Genomic DNA, 14,402 nt, shown 5'->3' on the forward strand with positions numbered 1-14,402 from the left:
CTCTATGAATTCCTCTCTTCAAAAATATTGGCTCTTATTTGCACAAGCCGTCACTGTGATGTTGGCGGCATTGTTTATTGTTGCCACCTTGAAGCCAGATTGGCTTTCAGAGTCGAGGGTGGGATCTTTAGTGGACACCGTTTCACTAAAAGAAAGCAGCTATGACGGGCAACTCAGCCCCGGCTCGTATCACGAAGCTGTGAAGCGCTCAATGCCTGCGGTCGTAAATATCTTTAGTAGCAAAACCTCGGCTAAGCCTAAGACTCGCAAGGGTGCCGCTCCGAACTCTGGAGATCCCTTGTTTAAATTCTTTTTTGGAGATCAACCTCCGGAAGAGGAACCGAGCTCCAGCTTGGGATCTGGTGTTTTAGTAAGCCCAGAAGGCTATATCTTGACCAATCATCACGTTATTAGCGATGCAGATGACATTGATGTTGCGCTTTCTGATGGACGCAAGTTTAAAGCGCAAATCATTGGAAGCGATCCAGAAACTGATATTGCTGTTTTAAAGATTGAAGCCAAACAACTGCCAACCCCAATCACCCTGGGCAAATTTGAATCCGTGCATGTTGGTGATGTTGTTCTCGCAATCGGCAATCCATTTGGTGTTGGCCAAACAGTGACCTCTGGAATTGTTTCTGCCTTAGGGCGTGACCATGTAGGCATCAATACTTTTGAAAACTTTATCCAAACAGACGCGGCAATTAATCCCGGAAATTCAGGGGGCGCGCTAATTGATACACGCGGCAATCTCATCGGAATTAACACGGCCATCTACTCCAATAATGGCGGCTCTATGGGTATCGGATTTGCCATCCCCATTAACCTAGCCAAGCAAATTATGGAATCCATTTTGGCTAATGGGAGTGTCACCAGGGGTTGGATAGGGGTTGAGCCACAAAACCTCACTAAAGAGCTCTCAGAGTCTCTGGGATTACCTGGCAATACTCAGGGTGTCTTGCTATCTGGTGTTCTAGAGGGTGGTCCAGCGGCGCGTGGAGGAGTGAAGCCTGGAGATGTGCTGACTGCAGTCAATGGAAAGCCCATCAATGATGTGCGTAGCCTGCTCAATCAAATTGCTCAAATTAGTCCTGGCAATGATGCCAATCTTACTATTCTGCGCAAAGGCAAAGAGATGGAATTAACAGCTCAAACCGGAACGCGGCCTAAGCCCAAGCAACAAGCTAATTAACTGATTAGTTAGCCAATATTTTTGATAGGAACTCTTTTGCCCTTGGTGAGCGAGCTTCTGGGCGGTCAAAGAATTCGGCTTTACTACAGTCTTCAACAATGCGCCCTTGATCCATAAAGATCACCCGATGACTTACTTTTCTGGCAAAGCCCATTTCATGTGTGACACAACACATGGTCATACCTTCATTAGCAAGTTTGACCATCACATCTAACACTTCACCCACCATTTCTGGATCTAAAGCAGAAGTAGGCTCGTCAAATAACATCACGATGGGATCCATACTTAAAGCCCTAGCAATGGCAACCCGCTGCTGTTGACCGCCTGATAACTGGCCCGGAAATTTATCTTTTTGTGCCAGCAATCCCACTCGTTCTAGATACTTCAGTCCATGTTTATTGGCCTCATCAGCGGAACGTCCCAAAACCTTCATTTGGGCTAGCGTTAAATTCTCAGTCACACTCAAATGCGGGAAAAGTTCGAAGTGCTGAAATACCATTCCCACCCTAGCGCGTAATTGCGGTAGATTTGTTTTAGGGTCATGCAATCGCACGCCATCAACACTGATTTCACCTTGCTGAAAAGGCTCTAAAGCATTAATTGTTTTTATCAAGGTGGACTTACCTGAACCAGATGGTCCGCAAATAACGACAACCTCACCTTTGCGTATAGATGTACTGCAATCCGTCAGCACCTGAAAGGAGTCGTACCACTTAGAGACATTGCGAAGTTCAATCATCTGGGTTTTATCTGTTCACAATTAATAGTTAACGAATGATGGCGACTTTGGCGTGAATCTTGCGCACCACTTTAGAAAGCGAAAAGCAAATAATGAAATACGTAAACGCAGCCAAGATATAAGTCTCAATAGGACGTCCATAATTTTTACCAGCAATTTCAAAACCCTTGAGCAAGTCATAAGCGCCAATGGCATATACCAATGAAGTATCTTGAAACAAAATAATAGTTTGCGTCATAAAGACTGGAATCATGTTTCTGAAAGCTTGCGGCAGAATAATCAAGCGCATGTTTTGCCCATAAGTCATTCCCAGGGCTTCTGCAGCGTAGGCCTGCCCCTTTGGTACTGACTGAATGCCTGCGCGCACAATCTCTGAAAAGAAAGCGGCTTCAAAAGCAATAAAGGTAATAGTCGCTGATAGATCGGCGCCAATTGGGCGACCTATCAACATCGGAATTAACAAGAAGAACCACAAGATCACCATCACCAGCGGAATGGAACGCATAGTGTTGACATAAAAGGTGGCTGGGTAAACCAGTGAAGACCTACCAGATAGGCGCATTAGGGCTAAGAATGTACCGAAAACAATTCCCCCAACTGTCGCAATCACGGTCAATTGCACGCTAAACAGTAAACCCTTCAGAATGTAATTAGTGAAGAGTTCCCAGTTATAAAAGCTAAGATCGAGACTGAGCATTTAGTGCACCACCGCATCATGAGAGGCAGCAATAAATCCAGGAATGCGCGTTCTTTTTTCAATAAATGCCATCACACGATTCACTGCAAATGCTGAGGCAGCATATAACAATGTCACTGCTAAATAAATTTCCACCCCATGTGAGGTTTCTTCTTGAGCTTGCATTGCAAATAGTGTTAACTCAGGTACGGAGACCGCAAAAGCGACTGAAGAATTCTTAATCAGATTCATGCTCTCTGAAGTGAGTGGCGGCATCACAATGCGCAATGCCATCGGCAAAATCACATAACGATAACTTTGTGAAGTGGTAAGCCCTAAAGCAGTGGCTGCCATTCTCTGCCCACTAGGAAGCGCCTGAATACCCGCCCTCACCTGCTCCGCAATCCGAGCAGAAGTAAAGAAGCCCAAGGCAATACTGACGAGCCAATAGGAAGGCAAAGCTTTTAAAGGCAATACAAACGCAGGGATGACGTGATACCAGAGAAATACCTGAACCAGAATAGGAATATTTCTGAAAAGCTCAACCCAAGCTGTGGAAAGACGAACAAGCCATCTACTCAATCTACTGCTGTCTGGAAGCGTGCGCAGAGTGCCCATGACAGCGCCTAGAACCAAAGCAATCGTCAGGCCCAAGCCGGCAACTGCCAAGGTCCAACCCCAAGCTTTTAATAACCAATCTAAATAACTAGGGTCAGCATTTTGACCCAAGCCAAAGACAGCAGAAAAGCAGTGCTCAACCACCTCACCATCTAAGGTGTTCTTACAAAAGACACCTAAATCTAATGCCATTATTTCTTCTGATAGTCTTCAGCAGGCTTGTCATTCGGATTAGCCCAAGCATTTTTGGTTGCAGGGGATAACTCAAGACCCACCACAATATTCTTTGGCGGAATTGGAGACAGGAACCACTTATTCCAGAGCTTAGGCATATTGCCATTCTTCACAATCTTGGCAATAGCTTCATTCACTGCGGCTTTAAATTCTGGATCATTTTTAGGAACCATGATTGCAATCGGTTCAGTACTTAATACCTCACCAACAATTTTGTAATCCTTTGGATTCTTGGAATTGGCAATATTGCCAGCCAAGATAGATCCATCCATCACGAATGCATCGGCACGGCCAGACTCCAGCAATAAGAAGCTATCAGCATGATCCTTACCAAATACCTCATCGAAATTAATGCCATTGGCTTTTTCATGTTTGCGCAATAGCTGGACAGAGGTTGTGCCGGTAGTGGTAGCTACTTTTTTGCCAGCTAACTGAGAGATGGAATTAATTCCGGAATTCGCCTTGACTGCAATGCGTACCTCTTCAACGTAGAGAGTATTGGCAAAACCAACATCCTTAGCGCGCGCCACATTGTTGGTGGTGGTTCCACATTCGATATCGATGGTGCCATTTTGCATCAGGGGAACGCGATTCTGTGAAGTGACTGGTTGGTAGTTAATACGTAATGTACCGAGCTTTAGCTTGTCTTTAATGTCACTCAAAATCATGCGGCAGATCTCGACGTGGTAACCATCAAAGCGGCTATCACCGGTTGTATAAGACATCGGAATAGAAGACTCGCGCACACCCATAGTGATGGCACCAGAGGACTTGATTTTGTCTAGGGTTGGGGAGGCTGCATAAAGAGTCTGCGCAGCAGTAAAACCAACAAATAACAAGGAAAAACGTAGTAAATGAGTTTTCATATAAAGGTCCTATATAACCAAGAATGTCACACCATTCTACGATTAATCCAGCCTAAAAAGAAAAAACCCACTGTGTTTCCACAGTGGGTTAATTTGATACCTAACTAATTCTTAACTAGCTTACGCTAGCAGTGAATTAGAAAGTGTGACGCAAGCCTAAAGCGTACTGGTTACCACCTGCACCTACACCACCAGTGCTAGGAGTGCTACCAGTCTGAACTTGACCATAGATACCGTACAAGTTTGTACGCTTGCTGAGGTAGTAGTTAGTACCTAACTGCCAGCCTACGAATGTTGCTGATTGGCCACCGAAAGATGACTTGATCTTACCGTTACCTACAGATGCCCATGACTCAACTGTTGGAGTGATGTAGCTACGTACACCAAGTTGTTGAGCATTACGGTTGAACTGTTCACCAGCGTTAGATGTAACTGCATCAGTGCTGAAGTCGTTTTGAATCTTACGGCCAACCCATTGTGCGTATGCCTTCAAGATACCGAAGTCATAAGTTGCACCAACCAAAGTCTGTTTATCAGAAGTTTGTGTAGCTGGGAAAATCACACCGCCACCAACTTGCTGACCTGTAGTTACAGCAACAGAGCCAAGGTTAGCATTTGCAGAAGTTGGAGCAGCAGCGAATACACCAGTTGCATAGTTAGTCTTAAATGACTGATAAGCAGCGCCGATGTACAACTTTTGCCATGTGAAGTTAGCGCTCAAGCCCCAACCGCCCCAGTTTGTATTGCCACCGTTAGCTGCTGTTGGTGTGTTTGGATTATTAGTTGTACCAACTTGAGTTTGGTTTTGGTTGTTCATTGCATACATTGCTGCAGCTTGGAAACCACCAAAACTATCAGATTGCAATGTCAATGCATTAGAAGCACGGTTTGTGAAACCTTCACCATTGTTGTTGCCGCTTTGCTGTGAAGCGCTTGAGGCAAACAATGAAGATGAACCGCCAGCGTATACAACGTCACCTGCTACGTTGTTGTATTGACCAGGAGATGTAGCAGCACCTTCGTTAAACACGTTTGTGTATTGACGACCGAATGCGAATTGACCAATACCATTCTTTTTCAAGCCAACAAATGATTGACGGTTATCAACAGCAGAACCAGAGTTGTTTGTATTCTTTTGGTATGGGTCAGCAGCTGTACCGCCAGACAATTCGGAGTTAGCTGGTGTCAAGCCGAGTTCAACAGTAAAGAAAGCAGAAGCGCCGCCGCCTAAGTCTTCAGTACCTTTGAAACCCAAACGTGAAGTTTGCTCAGCAGATTGACCGAAAGCAGACTTTTGAATCTTGTTTGTTTGTGTGCCAGTAGCCGCAGAAGTAACAGTACCTTCTTTAGCGTTAGAACCAATGTAACCAACGTCCAAGATACCGTAAACGGTTACGCTGGACTGAGCTTGAGCAGCGCCAGCAATAGCTGACAATGCTGCGAGTGCTAATAGCGATTTTTTCATTCTTTAAATCTCCAAAAATTAAAAGTAATGCCCAAATAAAACTGGGACCTACGAATTTTGCTTCTTTTGCCTCACCAGACTGGAGGTCAGGGTATTTAGGAGCTCTTTTTGCTTGTCAAAAGGTAGTTTTTTGGCTTTCTTCGTTGTATCTCGACAACAAGACCTTTGTTTTCTGTCTTTTATGGGCTCTAGATGCCAAAATTGTCATATGGCAAGTCGCGAATTCCTAAAAATCCTCAGTTCAGCCCGTTTGGGTGATGTTTCCGCGCAACAAAAGCTGGCCTCCGCCTACCTTACTGGGGCCTTCAAAACCCCAATCCAACCTGCTAACGCTCTGATTTGGCTAGAAAAATCGTATTTTTCTATTATGAATCAATCACTTGAGAATAAAAGCTCAAGTGACACTGAAATTTTTGATCTTTTAAGCCAGATTGCCAATATTCCGCTTGCTGAAACCTTTAACTCCCCTGCCTTTCGGTTTGGCTGGGACTCTTTTTGGCAGTTAGCTGAAGCCAGGGATGTTTCTGATTCGAATCTTGCCGCCAAATGGCAGCTTGTTAATCTATTAATTAATCCTGCAAATCAAGAAGTTCAACCCCAGTTGCTTGATTGGGTAAAAAAGAATTCAGCGACGCTGGAAAAAATTTCTTCTTTAGATTTTGCTGGCATGCAAAAGATCGCCAAGCAATATTTGCATGAGCTTGCAGATGGCGAATCTCTTTTTGCAAACAATGCAAAAGAATTGCTGATTAAGCTTCAGCCAAAAAATGAAGCCCTGTCCTCTCTATGGCAAGTTTGGCTTGATGAACAAAATGAAGATGCCTTAAGCCAAGCCGCAGAACTTGGATTAACTATTGCAAAACTCACTCTGGGTTTGCGTCTTGCGCAATTAGATGGAAGCGCCCATTCAGAACAGAACAAATCAAATGCCTCTCTAAAGAAAGCGGCTCATTGGTTAGAGCTTGCTGCCAAAGATGGTGATCGAGATGCTTGGTATGCACTCGGTGAAATTTATCGTCGCCCACAATTCTCTGGTTACAACGCCACAGAGAGCGATCGCTGCATCGATCGTGCTGCTGATCTGGGTCATCCACAGGCACAACTTCGCAAAGGCGCGAATCTGTGGCGCAAGCGTGAAAAGAATGAAGAGAAGGTGCGTGGACTGCAAGCATCCTATTGGGTATGGCAGGCCCATCAACAAGGCGTGCCAGAAGCAAAAGAATTACTGAGTAAGATTTTGGAGAGCTGCCCCAACCCTAAAGATAATGAATGGCTCGAATTAGCTCAATGTGCTGAAGTGGCGATTAATCACCATGCTGAACATAAGGTGGATGAAGATTGGCTATTACTTTGCCATCGCATCATCATTGCCAACCAATTCAACTTCACTAAAGCAGAGCTATTGCTATGTGAAGTAGGCCAACTACAACATGAGCATTGCGTAGTGGTAGATATTCGCTGGGAATTGCCAAAGATCCTGCCTAGATTGATTCAGATTGAAACGATTCAACAGCGTCGCGCTCTTTTGGCGGCTGGCAAAGCCTTTGCTGGTTCGGAGATGGATCTGGAGGGCAATTTACGCCAAAGACGCTATCGCTTTGATCGCGTTACCAACTGGCTTACAACTACTTTTTCTAAGAATCAAGCTGACGCAGAAGTCGATTGATCAGTTGCGGCATCCTCATCGGAGGGTCTTGGCACGTAAAAGCGAGCAACTAATAAACCCAATTCATAGAGCAAGGTCATGGGTACGGCTAGCAATAATTGAGACAGTACATCAGGGGGAGTAACCACGGCTGAAATTACAAAAGCACCCACAATCACATAAGGGCGAATTTCCTTCAGCTTAGCTAGTGGCACCATACCCATCCGCACCAAGACAACCACCACCACAGGCACTTCAAAAGTAATACCAAATGCCAAGAAGGTTGTCATGGCAAAACTTAAATAGTTATCAATGTCGGTCGACATCTCCGCACCCAAAGGTGCGTTGTAACTTGCCATGAACTTAAATACCGTTGGAAATACTAAAAAGTAAGCAAATGCCATACCAGCAATGAACAAGGTGTAGCTACTCACGACCAAAGGCAAAATGAGTTTTCTTTCATGCAAATACAAACCAGGCGCAATGAAAGCCCAAAGTTGATACATCACCACTGGTAAAGCGATGATAAATGCGACTAGCATGGTGACCTTCATCGGCACAAAGAATGAACCTGTGACGTCCGTCACAATCATCTTGCCACCGGCAGGCAAAGCCTTTAGTAAAGGCTGTGCAAACAAATGGAAAATATCAGGCGCCCAATAGACTAGACATACGAAGACAACAATAATTGCAAGTGCTGCTTTAATTACGCGATCACGTAATTCAAATAAGTGGGAAAGAAAGGTTTCTTGTAATCCCGAGTCTTGAGTTGAATTGTTTTCAGTCATGCGTAAGTATTTTTATTCTTTTGCTTTTTACTATTATTTTTATTTGCCGGCACTGTGATGAAAGCGCTTCATCCTGGCAGCGCCAGACTGCACTCGAGTACGAATGCCTGCGGAACGCTTGAACCAAAGGGGCCTTGCAGCACGGCGCACACCCCAGCTATTGCGCCCTTGGCGCTTAGTTTTGCGAAGCACTTCTTTTTCATCTAAGGGCGGCTTATCAAAGCTCGTTTCAAAAATATCCGCTTGATCGCTTAAGTTAGCGCTAGCCTCTTGAACCGTAGAGCCAATACTGTTTTCAACCTCCTTGAGAGTGGCAGCAGTTTCTTCTCGAAACTTTTTAAATTCTTCCACCTCCATCTGACGGCTCACTTCAGACTTGACGTCAGCCATATACCGCTGAGCACGTCCAAACAGGTTACCAGCCATGCGAGCCACTTTAGGCAGACGCTCTGGTCCAACCACCACCAGAGCAACTACAGCAATCAGCGCAAGTTTTGAAACTCCGAGATCAATCATTTAACGCAGTTATTTAATTGCAGCATGAGTTTCAATTGCGCTTCAGTTATTAGTTAGTTATTTGTTTACGTCTTTAGCGTGAACATCAACAGTCGTGTCTGCTGTTGCAGAACTTTGTTGAATTTGCTCTTTAGGCTCTTCAGCAGATTTCATGCCATCTTTAAAGCCTTTTACAGCGCCGCCCAAATCTTGGCCGATATTGCGCAATTTTTTGGTACCGAATACCAACATCACGATCACCAAAACAATTAACCAATGCCAAATGCTAAATGAACCCATTTTTAATCTCCTTGGATTATTTTTTCCAGGGGCGGGGACCGCCCATCACATGTAAGTGCAAGTGATAAACCTCCTGCCCACCATCCGCACCATTGTTCACCATCAACCTAAAGCCGCCATCCTTACCGGGACGACAGCCTTGCTCTTTGGCAAGACGCGGTGCTAATTCCATCATTTTACCCAGCAAAGGGGTATCTATGCTTTCAGATGACTCCAACATGGGTATATGTTTTTTGGGAATGATTAGAAAATGGATGGGTGCTGTCGGGTTGATATCTTTAAAAGCATAGATTTCCTCGTCCTCATAGACTTTCTGAGAAGGTATTAAACCTTGAGTAATCTTACAAAATAGGCAATTAGGGTCGTGTGACATACTTTTTCTTGTATTTATCCGTACTTACTCTTTATCAGCAGCTTTTCTAGCAGCCTTCTCTTCGATACCGGACGTTCCCAAGCGACGATCAAGTTCGGTAATCACATCTTCCGGGCGCAGATTAAATTGAGACAAAGCAATCAAGCAGTGAAACCACAAATCGGCCATTTCCCCAACTAAGCGCTTTTGCTGGTCAGCTGCCAAATTAGAATTGCGCGCATCTTTTGCCGCCATCACAGCCTCAGTCGCTTCTTCGCCAATTTTTTTCAAGATCCCGTCATCACCCTTTGAAAAGAGCAAAGCGGTATATGAAATTTTGGGGTCTGCTTGACCCGCCTTAAATGCATCACGACGTTGATCAACTACATCGGCTAAATGGGTTAAACCCGATTCGATTTTTTTGTCTGAATTCAATATTTTGTCCATAAATAAGTTTTTCAGACTATACAGTCCAATCCTCTACCTTTAGCTTCTGAATCCTTTTAAAAGCTTGGTCATTCGTTACTAAAACTGCCCCGAGCTGAGAAGCATGTGCTGCAATTTGCATGTCAAGAGGGCCTAGTAAATTTCCACTACTCTCTAACTGGGCCCTTAAAACCCCATAATGCTCCGCTACATCAGTATCCCAAACCAAAACATCCACTCGCTTCAAAAACTCTTGTACAGCCAAATGTAAGCTCCTTGCATTTGGCTTTTTTGCCAAACCATAAAGAATTTCACCTTCAGATATAACTGACAAGCATAGTCTTTCCATAGGAACACTGGCGATTTTTCTGCTTACTACTGGGTTTTTCTTAATGAGGCTGCTGATGGTATTGGTATCGAGCATATATCTCATCACTCATTGACTCCAGCAAAAGGATCTCGATCTTGCGAACCTTGATTACGATCTTCGGGATTTAAAAAATCCGTCGGCACATCTGCATTATTAAGCGCCAAGAAAAAACTATCCCAGTTTTCAGGTCTTCTGGAAAGAATTAAATCCCCAGTATTAGCATCGCGCCGAATAAAAACCTCTTTTTCCTCGAAACGAAATGCCGCAGGTAAGCGTATGGCCTGGCTACGTCCATTCATAAAGATTTTTGCTGTTAGACCCATCATCCTAGCTCCTTGGTATATATCAAAGTATATACCATTCTAAACTAGAGCAAACTGGAAATAAAGCCCCAAAATTATGTCTTGGGTCAGGTTTTTCTGACTTTGATCCAACTTGAGCTTACAGAATCCCATTGCCTAAAGAAGCAACTATGCTCACCCGTATGACAAGCAATCCCATCTTTTTGCTCAACCATCAGCAAAATCGTATCCCCATCACAATCCAAGCAAATTTCTTTCACCTTTTGAGTGTGGCCAGATTCTTCACCTTTGTGCCACAGCTTTTGTCTAGAACGAGTCCAGTAGACAGCCTCACCCAAGCGGATGGTTTCCAAAAGAGCATCGCGATTCATCCAGGCCATCATTAATACATCGCCACTACCCACTTCTTGTGCAATAACGGGTACTAGGCCCTGATCATTCCAAGTCACTGCCTCTAATAAGGCCTGGTCTTGTGAGTTTTTATTCGTATCTGACATTTGTCCAATTTTGACAGAATTGTTTTGCGCCAAGCAAATAACGAGTTTCTAGGGCCTGCCAAAAAGACCCCACTATTTCATGGACACTTCTCTCATTTGTGTGTACTGTGTGTATAAATTAAAATTCGTATGTTTACAGAAGGGCTATGATGAAATATCCAATTGCTATTGAACCGGGTGGAGATAACTTAGCCTGGGGTGTGATTATTCCCGATATGCCAGGCTGCTTTTCTGCGGCTGACAGTGGAATTGATGAGGCTATTGAGAATGCCAAAGAAGCAATTGAACTTTGGATTGAAACTGCATTAGACGCGGGCGAAGATATCCCAAAGCCCAGCTCTATTACCGATCTTCAAAAGAAGAAAGAGTTCAAAGGATATATCTGGGCAATTGCTGAGATTGACCCGGTATTACTGTCAGACGATATCGAAAGAGTAAATATCTCTTTACCAAAAAGAGTGTTGGCAAGATTAGATGCTAAGGCCAAATCCGCTGGTGAAAACCGCTCAGCATTTATCGCGCATATGGCAATTAGCGCTTAAGAACCCCACCTAAATCCGAACCGGGATTCCTTGAGCTGCCATATATTCTTTTGCCTGCCCAACGGTGTAATCACCATAATGAAAAATACTAGCTGCCAATACTGCATCTGCATGGCCCTTAGCAATGCCATCCACCAAATGCTGCAAATTACCAACGCCACCAGAAGCAATCACAGGAACAGAAACTGCATCGCTTACTGCAGCAGTTAAAGCCAAGTCAAAGCCATCCTTGCTGCCATCGCGGTTCATGCTAGTTAAAAGAATCTCGCCTGCACCACGTTTAGCCACTTCAGCAGCCCATGTGACTACATCCATTCCGGTCGCAGTTCTACCACCATGGGTAAACACTTCCCAATTGCCCGCTTCAGTTTGCTTGGCATCAATCGCCACCACAATACATTGGGAGCCGTAATGAGCAGCAGCATCGGAAACTAAATCAGGGTTGGCTACCGCAGAAGAATTCATGCTCACTTTATCTGCGCCGGCATTTAGCAAGCGCCGAACATCCGCAACTGCACGAACACCACCACCAACAGTCAAGGGAATAAAAACCTGTGATGCCACATCTTCAATGATGTGTAAGATTAAATCGCGACCATCAGATGTTGCAGTAATGTCTAAGAATGTCAGCTCGTCGGCGCCTTGGGTGTCATACCGTTTAGCGATTTCCACGGGATCGCCTGCATCACGCAAGCCTACAAAGTTCACACCCTTAACTACGCGCCCTGCAGTGACATCCAAACAAGGAATAATTCGCTTAGTTAACACTAGATGATTTTCTTTGCGTACTTGAGGGTTAATTCATCGGCATATTTTTGAGCGACTGCAAGATCAAGATCGCCAGCGTAGATTGAGCGCCCCGCAATCACTCCCATGACACCATCTTCTTCAGCCTTACAAAGCGCTTCAATATCTTGATTATTACAGAGGCCGCCACTGGCAATTACCGGAATACGAATGGCTTGCGCCAGCTTGATTGTGGCTTCGATGTTGACGCCCTTGAGCATGCCATCCCGCCCAATATCGGTATAGATAATTGCCTCTACACCCCAATCTTCAAACTTTTTGGCAAGATCAATCACCTCATGACCGGTAATCTTGCTCCAACCATCAGTAGCTACTTTGCCATCACGCGCATCCAAACCAACCATCACATGACCTGGAAATGCTGTGCAGGCATCCTGAACAAAGCCAGGATTCTTCACGGCTGCTGTTCCAATAATGACAGTGCTAATACCATCATCCAATAAGCGTTCAATCGTTTCAAGATCACGAATACCACCGCCGAGCTGCACGGGAATTTCATTGCCAACTGCTTTGAGAATCGATTTAATCGCAGACTCATTTTTGAGCTTGCCAGCAAATGCGCCATTGAGATCTACTAAATGTAAGCGTCGAGCACCCTTGCTAATCCAATGCGCCGCCATTGCGCCAGGGTCTTCTGAAAACACTGTAGCTTTATCCATATCACCCTGTTCGAGTCGAACACAGTGGCCGTCTTTAAGATCAATTGCGGGAATCAGCAGCATAGCGAATGGTTAGGAGTATTAAGGTTGCCAAGAAACAAAATTTTGATAAAGCTTTAAACCGTATTCTGCACTTTTTTCTGGATGAAATTGAGTTGCAAAAATATTATCTCGCGCCACCGCAGAAGTAAACCAATCGCCATATTCAGTAGAGCCAGCTGTATCTTCATTACGCTGCGGCACAACATAGTAGCTATGCACAAAATAGAAGCTCGTTAAATCAGGTATGCCATCCCAAAGCGGGTGTTTTCGGTCTTGGCGCACTTGGTTCCAGCCCATATGAGGGACTTTATATGAGGAGCCATCTGGCTGCTTTTGACCAACCAGCTCAAAACGACGCACTTCCCCGGGAATCAAACCCAAGCAAGGCGTCCATTGCTCGGCGGCACGTACCTCTGCACTTCTATCAAAGAGCATTTGTTCTCCGACACAGACCCCTAACAGCGGCTTACTTTTAGAAGCCTCCAGTAAGGCATCCAATAATCCGGATTCCTCTAGATGCTTCATGCAATCTGGCATAGCACCTTGACCGGGCAAAACGACGCGATCTGCAGAGTGGATCTCTTCTGGCTGATGAGCAATCAATACATTGTCATCGGGTGCAACATGATGAAATGCTTGATATACAGAACGGAGATTACCCATTCCATAGTCGACGATCGCAATGGTTTGCGCCAAAATTTACCTGCTGTCTATTGTTATCTACTGTTGTCTTCTGAGCAACCGTGGGGAGTCTAGATTACAGACTTCCTTTAGTTGAAGGAATGGCGCCTGAAGCACGTGGATCAAGCTCTAAAGCCATACGCAAAGCGCGACCAAAAGCCTTGAACACAGTTTCAATCTGATGATGCGCATTAATACCGCGCAAATTATCGATGTGCAAAGTGACTCCAGCGTGGTTCACAAAACCACGGAAGAACTCAATACTGAGATCCACATCAAAGTCGCCTACACGTGCACGCGTAAATGGAACATTAAATTCCAAACCTGGGCGGCCAGAAAAATCAATCACTACACGAGAAAGGGTCTCATCAAGCGGCACATAGGAGTGACCGTAACGAGTAATACCCGCTTTATCACCCACTGCCTTGGCGAAGGCCTGCCCTAGCGTGATTCCCACATCCTCAACAGTGTGGTGGTCATCAATATGGGTGTCGCCATTTGCAACCACTTTGAGGTCAATCATGCCGTGACGGGCAATCTGATCGAGCATGTGATCTAGAAAAGGAACCCCGGAGGCTAGCTCAGCCTTACCGGTTCCATCTAAATTGATGGAAATCTGAATTTTGGTTTCCGAAGTGTTTCGGGTGACGTCGGCTTGCCGCATGCTTCATTGCGCCGCGAGGCGAAGTGTTGATTGAAGCCTCAT

Annotated in this window: 20 protein-coding genes; 3 read left to right on the forward strand and 17 right to left on the reverse strand. The window is 44.9% G+C overall.

Annotation, left to right across the window (positions count from 1 at the left end):
• The first annotated feature begins 4 nt into the window (after positions 1 to 4).
• Positions 5 to 1,192 (forward strand): Do family serine endopeptidase, encoded by a 1,188-nt coding sequence (locus tag ICN34_RS02445; RefSeq protein WP_072584009.1) that lies wholly within the window; start codon positions 5 to 7, stop codon positions 1,190 to 1,192.
• Between the two features lie 4 nt (positions 1,193 to 1,196).
• On the opposite strand, the gene ICN34_RS02450 is transcribed toward ICN34_RS02445, so the two are convergent.
• The 5 genes from ICN34_RS02450 to ICN34_RS02470 form a co-directional block, all read right to left on the reverse strand.
• Positions 1,197 to 1,931, reverse strand: coding sequence for an amino acid ABC transporter ATP-binding protein (locus tag ICN34_RS02450; RefSeq protein WP_072584008.1), 735 nt, complete (start codon positions 1,929 to 1,931; stop codon positions 1,197 to 1,199).
• A 28-nt stretch (positions 1,932 to 1,959) separates the two neighbouring features.
• Positions 1,960 to 2,628, reverse strand: a complete 669-nt coding sequence (locus tag ICN34_RS02455; protein WP_072584007.1) for an amino acid ABC transporter permease — start codon at positions 2,626 to 2,628, stop codon at positions 1,960 to 1,962.
• Positions 2,629 to 3,417 (reverse strand): amino acid ABC transporter permease, encoded by a 789-nt coding sequence (locus ICN34_RS02460; protein ID WP_072584006.1) that lies wholly within the window; start codon positions 3,415 to 3,417, stop codon positions 2,629 to 2,631.
• Positions 3,417 to 4,325, reverse strand: a complete 909-nt coding sequence (locus tag ICN34_RS02465; RefSeq protein ID WP_216120662.1) for an amino acid ABC transporter substrate-binding protein — start codon at positions 4,323 to 4,325, stop codon at positions 3,417 to 3,419. The genes ICN34_RS02460 and ICN34_RS02465 overlap by 1 nt, the downstream gene beginning before the upstream one ends.
• 136 nt (positions 4,326 to 4,461) lie before the next feature.
• Positions 4,462 to 5,790, reverse strand: a complete 1,329-nt coding sequence (locus ICN34_RS02470; RefSeq protein ID WP_216120664.1) for a porin — start codon at positions 5,788 to 5,790, stop codon at positions 4,462 to 4,464.
• 208 nt (positions 5,791 to 5,998) lie between these two features.
• Here ICN34_RS02470 and ICN34_RS02475 point away from each other — a divergent pair, with 208 nt between their 5' ends.
• Entirely contained in the window at positions 5,999 to 7,456 is a 1,458-nt protein-coding gene (locus tag ICN34_RS02475; protein ID WP_216120666.1) for a tetratricopeptide repeat protein, read from the forward strand.
• Here the strand turns inward: ICN34_RS02475 and tatC are convergent.
• The 8 genes from tatC to hisI form a co-directional block, all read right to left on the reverse strand.
• On the reverse strand, positions 7,432 to 8,223 hold the full coding sequence (gene tatC, locus ICN34_RS02480) for a twin-arginine translocase subunit TatC (RefSeq protein ID WP_072582110.1): 792 nt from the start codon (positions 8,221 to 8,223) through the stop codon (positions 7,432 to 7,434). The two genes, ICN34_RS02475 and tatC, sit on opposite strands and share 25 nt — an antisense overlap.
• Positions 8,224 to 8,262: 39 nt before the next feature.
• Positions 8,263 to 8,739: a Sec-independent protein translocase protein TatB gene (gene tatB, locus ICN34_RS02485; protein ID WP_072582109.1), complete on the reverse strand. Its 477-nt coding sequence runs from the start codon at positions 8,737 to 8,739 to the stop codon at positions 8,263 to 8,265.
• 57 nt (positions 8,740 to 8,796) lie between these two features.
• Positions 8,797 to 9,018, reverse strand: a complete 222-nt coding sequence (gene tatA, locus ICN34_RS02490) for a Sec-independent protein translocase subunit TatA (RefSeq protein WP_072582108.1) — start codon at positions 9,016 to 9,018, stop codon at positions 8,797 to 8,799.
• A 16-nt stretch (positions 9,019 to 9,034) separates the two neighbouring features.
• Positions 9,035 to 9,391 (reverse strand): histidine triad nucleotide-binding protein, encoded by a 357-nt coding sequence (locus ICN34_RS02495; protein ID WP_216120668.1) that lies wholly within the window; start codon positions 9,389 to 9,391, stop codon positions 9,035 to 9,037.
• Positions 9,392 to 9,415: 24 nt separating this feature from the next.
• Complete coding sequence (locus tag ICN34_RS02500; protein WP_072582106.1) at positions 9,416 to 9,817, reverse strand: phosphoribosyl-ATP diphosphatase; 402 nt, start codon at positions 9,815 to 9,817, stop codon at positions 9,416 to 9,418.
• Positions 9,818 to 9,833: 16 nt separating this feature from the next.
• Positions 9,834 to 10,220 carry a type II toxin-antitoxin system VapC family toxin gene (locus tag ICN34_RS02505; protein WP_255538555.1) on the reverse strand — a complete coding sequence of 129 codons (387 nt, stop codon included), beginning with the start codon at positions 10,218 to 10,220 and terminating at the stop codon, positions 9,834 to 9,836.
• A gap of 8 nt (positions 10,221 to 10,228) precedes the next feature.
• The gene (locus ICN34_RS02510; protein ID WP_072582104.1) at positions 10,229 to 10,492 is read right to left on the reverse strand and encodes an antitoxin; all 264 of its coding nucleotides are present in this window, start codon (positions 10,490 to 10,492) and stop codon (positions 10,229 to 10,231) included.
• An 83-nt stretch (positions 10,493 to 10,575) separates the two neighbouring features.
• Entirely contained in the window at positions 10,576 to 10,965 is a 390-nt protein-coding gene (gene hisI / locus ICN34_RS02515) for a phosphoribosyl-AMP cyclohydrolase (RefSeq protein ID WP_216120672.1), read from the reverse strand.
• A 149-nt stretch (positions 10,966 to 11,114) separates the two neighbouring features.
• Here hisI and ICN34_RS02520 point away from each other — a divergent pair, with 149 nt between their 5' ends.
• Positions 11,115 to 11,507: a type II toxin-antitoxin system HicB family antitoxin gene (locus ICN34_RS02520; protein WP_072582127.1), complete on the forward strand. Its 393-nt coding sequence runs from the start codon at positions 11,115 to 11,117 to the stop codon at positions 11,505 to 11,507.
• 9 nt (positions 11,508 to 11,516) lie between these two features.
• Here the strand turns inward: ICN34_RS02520 and hisF are convergent, their stop codons facing one another.
• The 4 genes from hisF to hisB form a co-directional block, all read right to left on the reverse strand.
• Positions 11,517 to 12,275 (reverse strand): imidazole glycerol phosphate synthase subunit HisF, encoded by a 759-nt coding sequence (gene hisF / locus ICN34_RS02525; RefSeq protein WP_216120674.1) that lies wholly within the window; start codon positions 12,273 to 12,275, stop codon positions 11,517 to 11,519.
• Positions 12,275 to 13,036 carry a 1-(5-phosphoribosyl)-5-[(5-phosphoribosylamino)methylideneamino]imidazole-4-carboxamide isomerase gene (gene hisA, locus ICN34_RS02530; RefSeq protein WP_216120675.1) on the reverse strand — a complete coding sequence of 254 codons (762 nt, stop codon included), beginning with the start codon at positions 13,034 to 13,036 and terminating at the stop codon, positions 12,275 to 12,277. The genes hisF and hisA overlap by 1 nt, the downstream gene beginning before the upstream one ends.
• A gap of 18 nt (positions 13,037 to 13,054) precedes the next feature.
• On the reverse strand, positions 13,055 to 13,711 hold the full coding sequence (hisH, locus tag ICN34_RS02535; protein ID WP_072582100.1) for an imidazole glycerol phosphate synthase subunit HisH: 657 nt from the start codon (positions 13,709 to 13,711) through the stop codon (positions 13,055 to 13,057).
• A gap of 61 nt (positions 13,712 to 13,772) precedes the next feature.
• Positions 13,773 to 14,360 carry an imidazoleglycerol-phosphate dehydratase HisB gene (gene hisB / locus ICN34_RS02540; RefSeq protein ID WP_072582099.1) on the reverse strand — a complete coding sequence of 196 codons (588 nt, stop codon included), beginning with the start codon at positions 14,358 to 14,360 and terminating at the stop codon, positions 13,773 to 13,775.
• Positions 14,361 to 14,402 lie beyond the last annotated feature (42 nt).

The organism is Polynucleobacter sp. Tro8-14-1, from assembly GCF_018881655.1.
In the GTDB taxonomy this organism is placed as follows: domain Bacteria; phylum Pseudomonadota; class Gammaproteobacteria; order Burkholderiales; family Burkholderiaceae; genus Polynucleobacter.

Excerpts from the sequence above, each read along its gene's own strand:
- ICN34_RS02445 (WP_072584009.1), top strand. The coding sequence starts at position 5 with ATGAATTCCTCTCTTCAAAAATATTGGCTCTTATTTGCACAAGCCGTC.
- ICN34_RS02450 (WP_072584008.1), bottom strand. The coding sequence starts at position 1,931 with ATGATTGAACTTCGCAATGTCTCTAAGTGGTACGACTCCTTTCAGGTG.
- ICN34_RS02455 (WP_072584007.1), bottom strand. The coding sequence starts at position 2,628 with ATGCTCAGTCTCGATCTTAGCTTTTATAACTGGGAACTCTTCACTAAT.
- ICN34_RS02460 (WP_072584006.1), bottom strand. The coding sequence starts at position 3,417 with ATGGCATTAGATTTAGGTGTCTTTTGTAAGAACACCTTAGATGGTGAG.
- ICN34_RS02465 (WP_216120662.1), bottom strand. The coding sequence starts at position 4,325 with ATGAAAACTCATTTACTACGTTTTTCCTTGTTATTTGTTGGTTTTACT.
- ICN34_RS02470 (WP_216120664.1), bottom strand. The coding sequence starts at position 5,790 with ATGAAAAAATCGCTATTAGCACTCGCAGCATTGTCAGCTATTGCTGGC.
- ICN34_RS02475 (WP_216120666.1), top strand. The coding sequence starts at position 5,999 with ATGGCAAGTCGCGAATTCCTAAAAATCCTCAGTTCAGCCCGTTTGGGT.
- tatC (WP_072582110.1), bottom strand. The coding sequence starts at position 8,223 with ATGACTGAAAACAATTCAACTCAAGACTCGGGATTACAAGAAACCTTT.
- tatB (WP_072582109.1), bottom strand. The coding sequence starts at position 8,739 with ATGATTGATCTCGGAGTTTCAAAACTTGCGCTGATTGCTGTAGTTGCT.
- tatA (WP_072582108.1), bottom strand. The coding sequence starts at position 9,018 with ATGGGTTCATTTAGCATTTGGCATTGGTTAATTGTTTTGGTGATCGTG.
- ICN34_RS02495 (WP_216120668.1), bottom strand. The coding sequence starts at position 9,391 with ATGTCACACGACCCTAATTGCCTATTTTGTAAGATTACTCAAGGTTTA.
- ICN34_RS02500 (WP_072582106.1), bottom strand. The coding sequence starts at position 9,817 with ATGGACAAAATATTGAATTCAGACAAAAAAATCGAATCGGGTTTAACC.
- ICN34_RS02505 (WP_255538555.1), bottom strand. The coding sequence starts at position 10,220 with ATGCTCGATACCAATACCATCAGCAGCCTCATTAAGAAAAACCCAGTA.
- ICN34_RS02510 (WP_072582104.1), bottom strand. The coding sequence starts at position 10,492 with ATGATGGGTCTAACAGCAAAAATCTTTATGAATGGACGTAGCCAGGCC.
- hisI (WP_216120672.1), bottom strand. The coding sequence starts at position 10,965 with ATGTCAGATACGAATAAAAACTCACAAGACCAGGCCTTATTAGAGGCA.
- ICN34_RS02520 (WP_072582127.1), top strand. The coding sequence starts at position 11,115 with ATGAAATATCCAATTGCTATTGAACCGGGTGGAGATAACTTAGCCTGG.
- hisA (WP_216120675.1), bottom strand. The coding sequence starts at position 13,036 with ATGCTGCTGATTCCCGCAATTGATCTTAAAGACGGCCACTGTGTTCGA.
- hisB (WP_072582099.1), bottom strand. The coding sequence starts at position 14,360 with ATGCGGCAAGCCGACGTCACCCGAAACACTTCGGAAACCAAAATTCAG.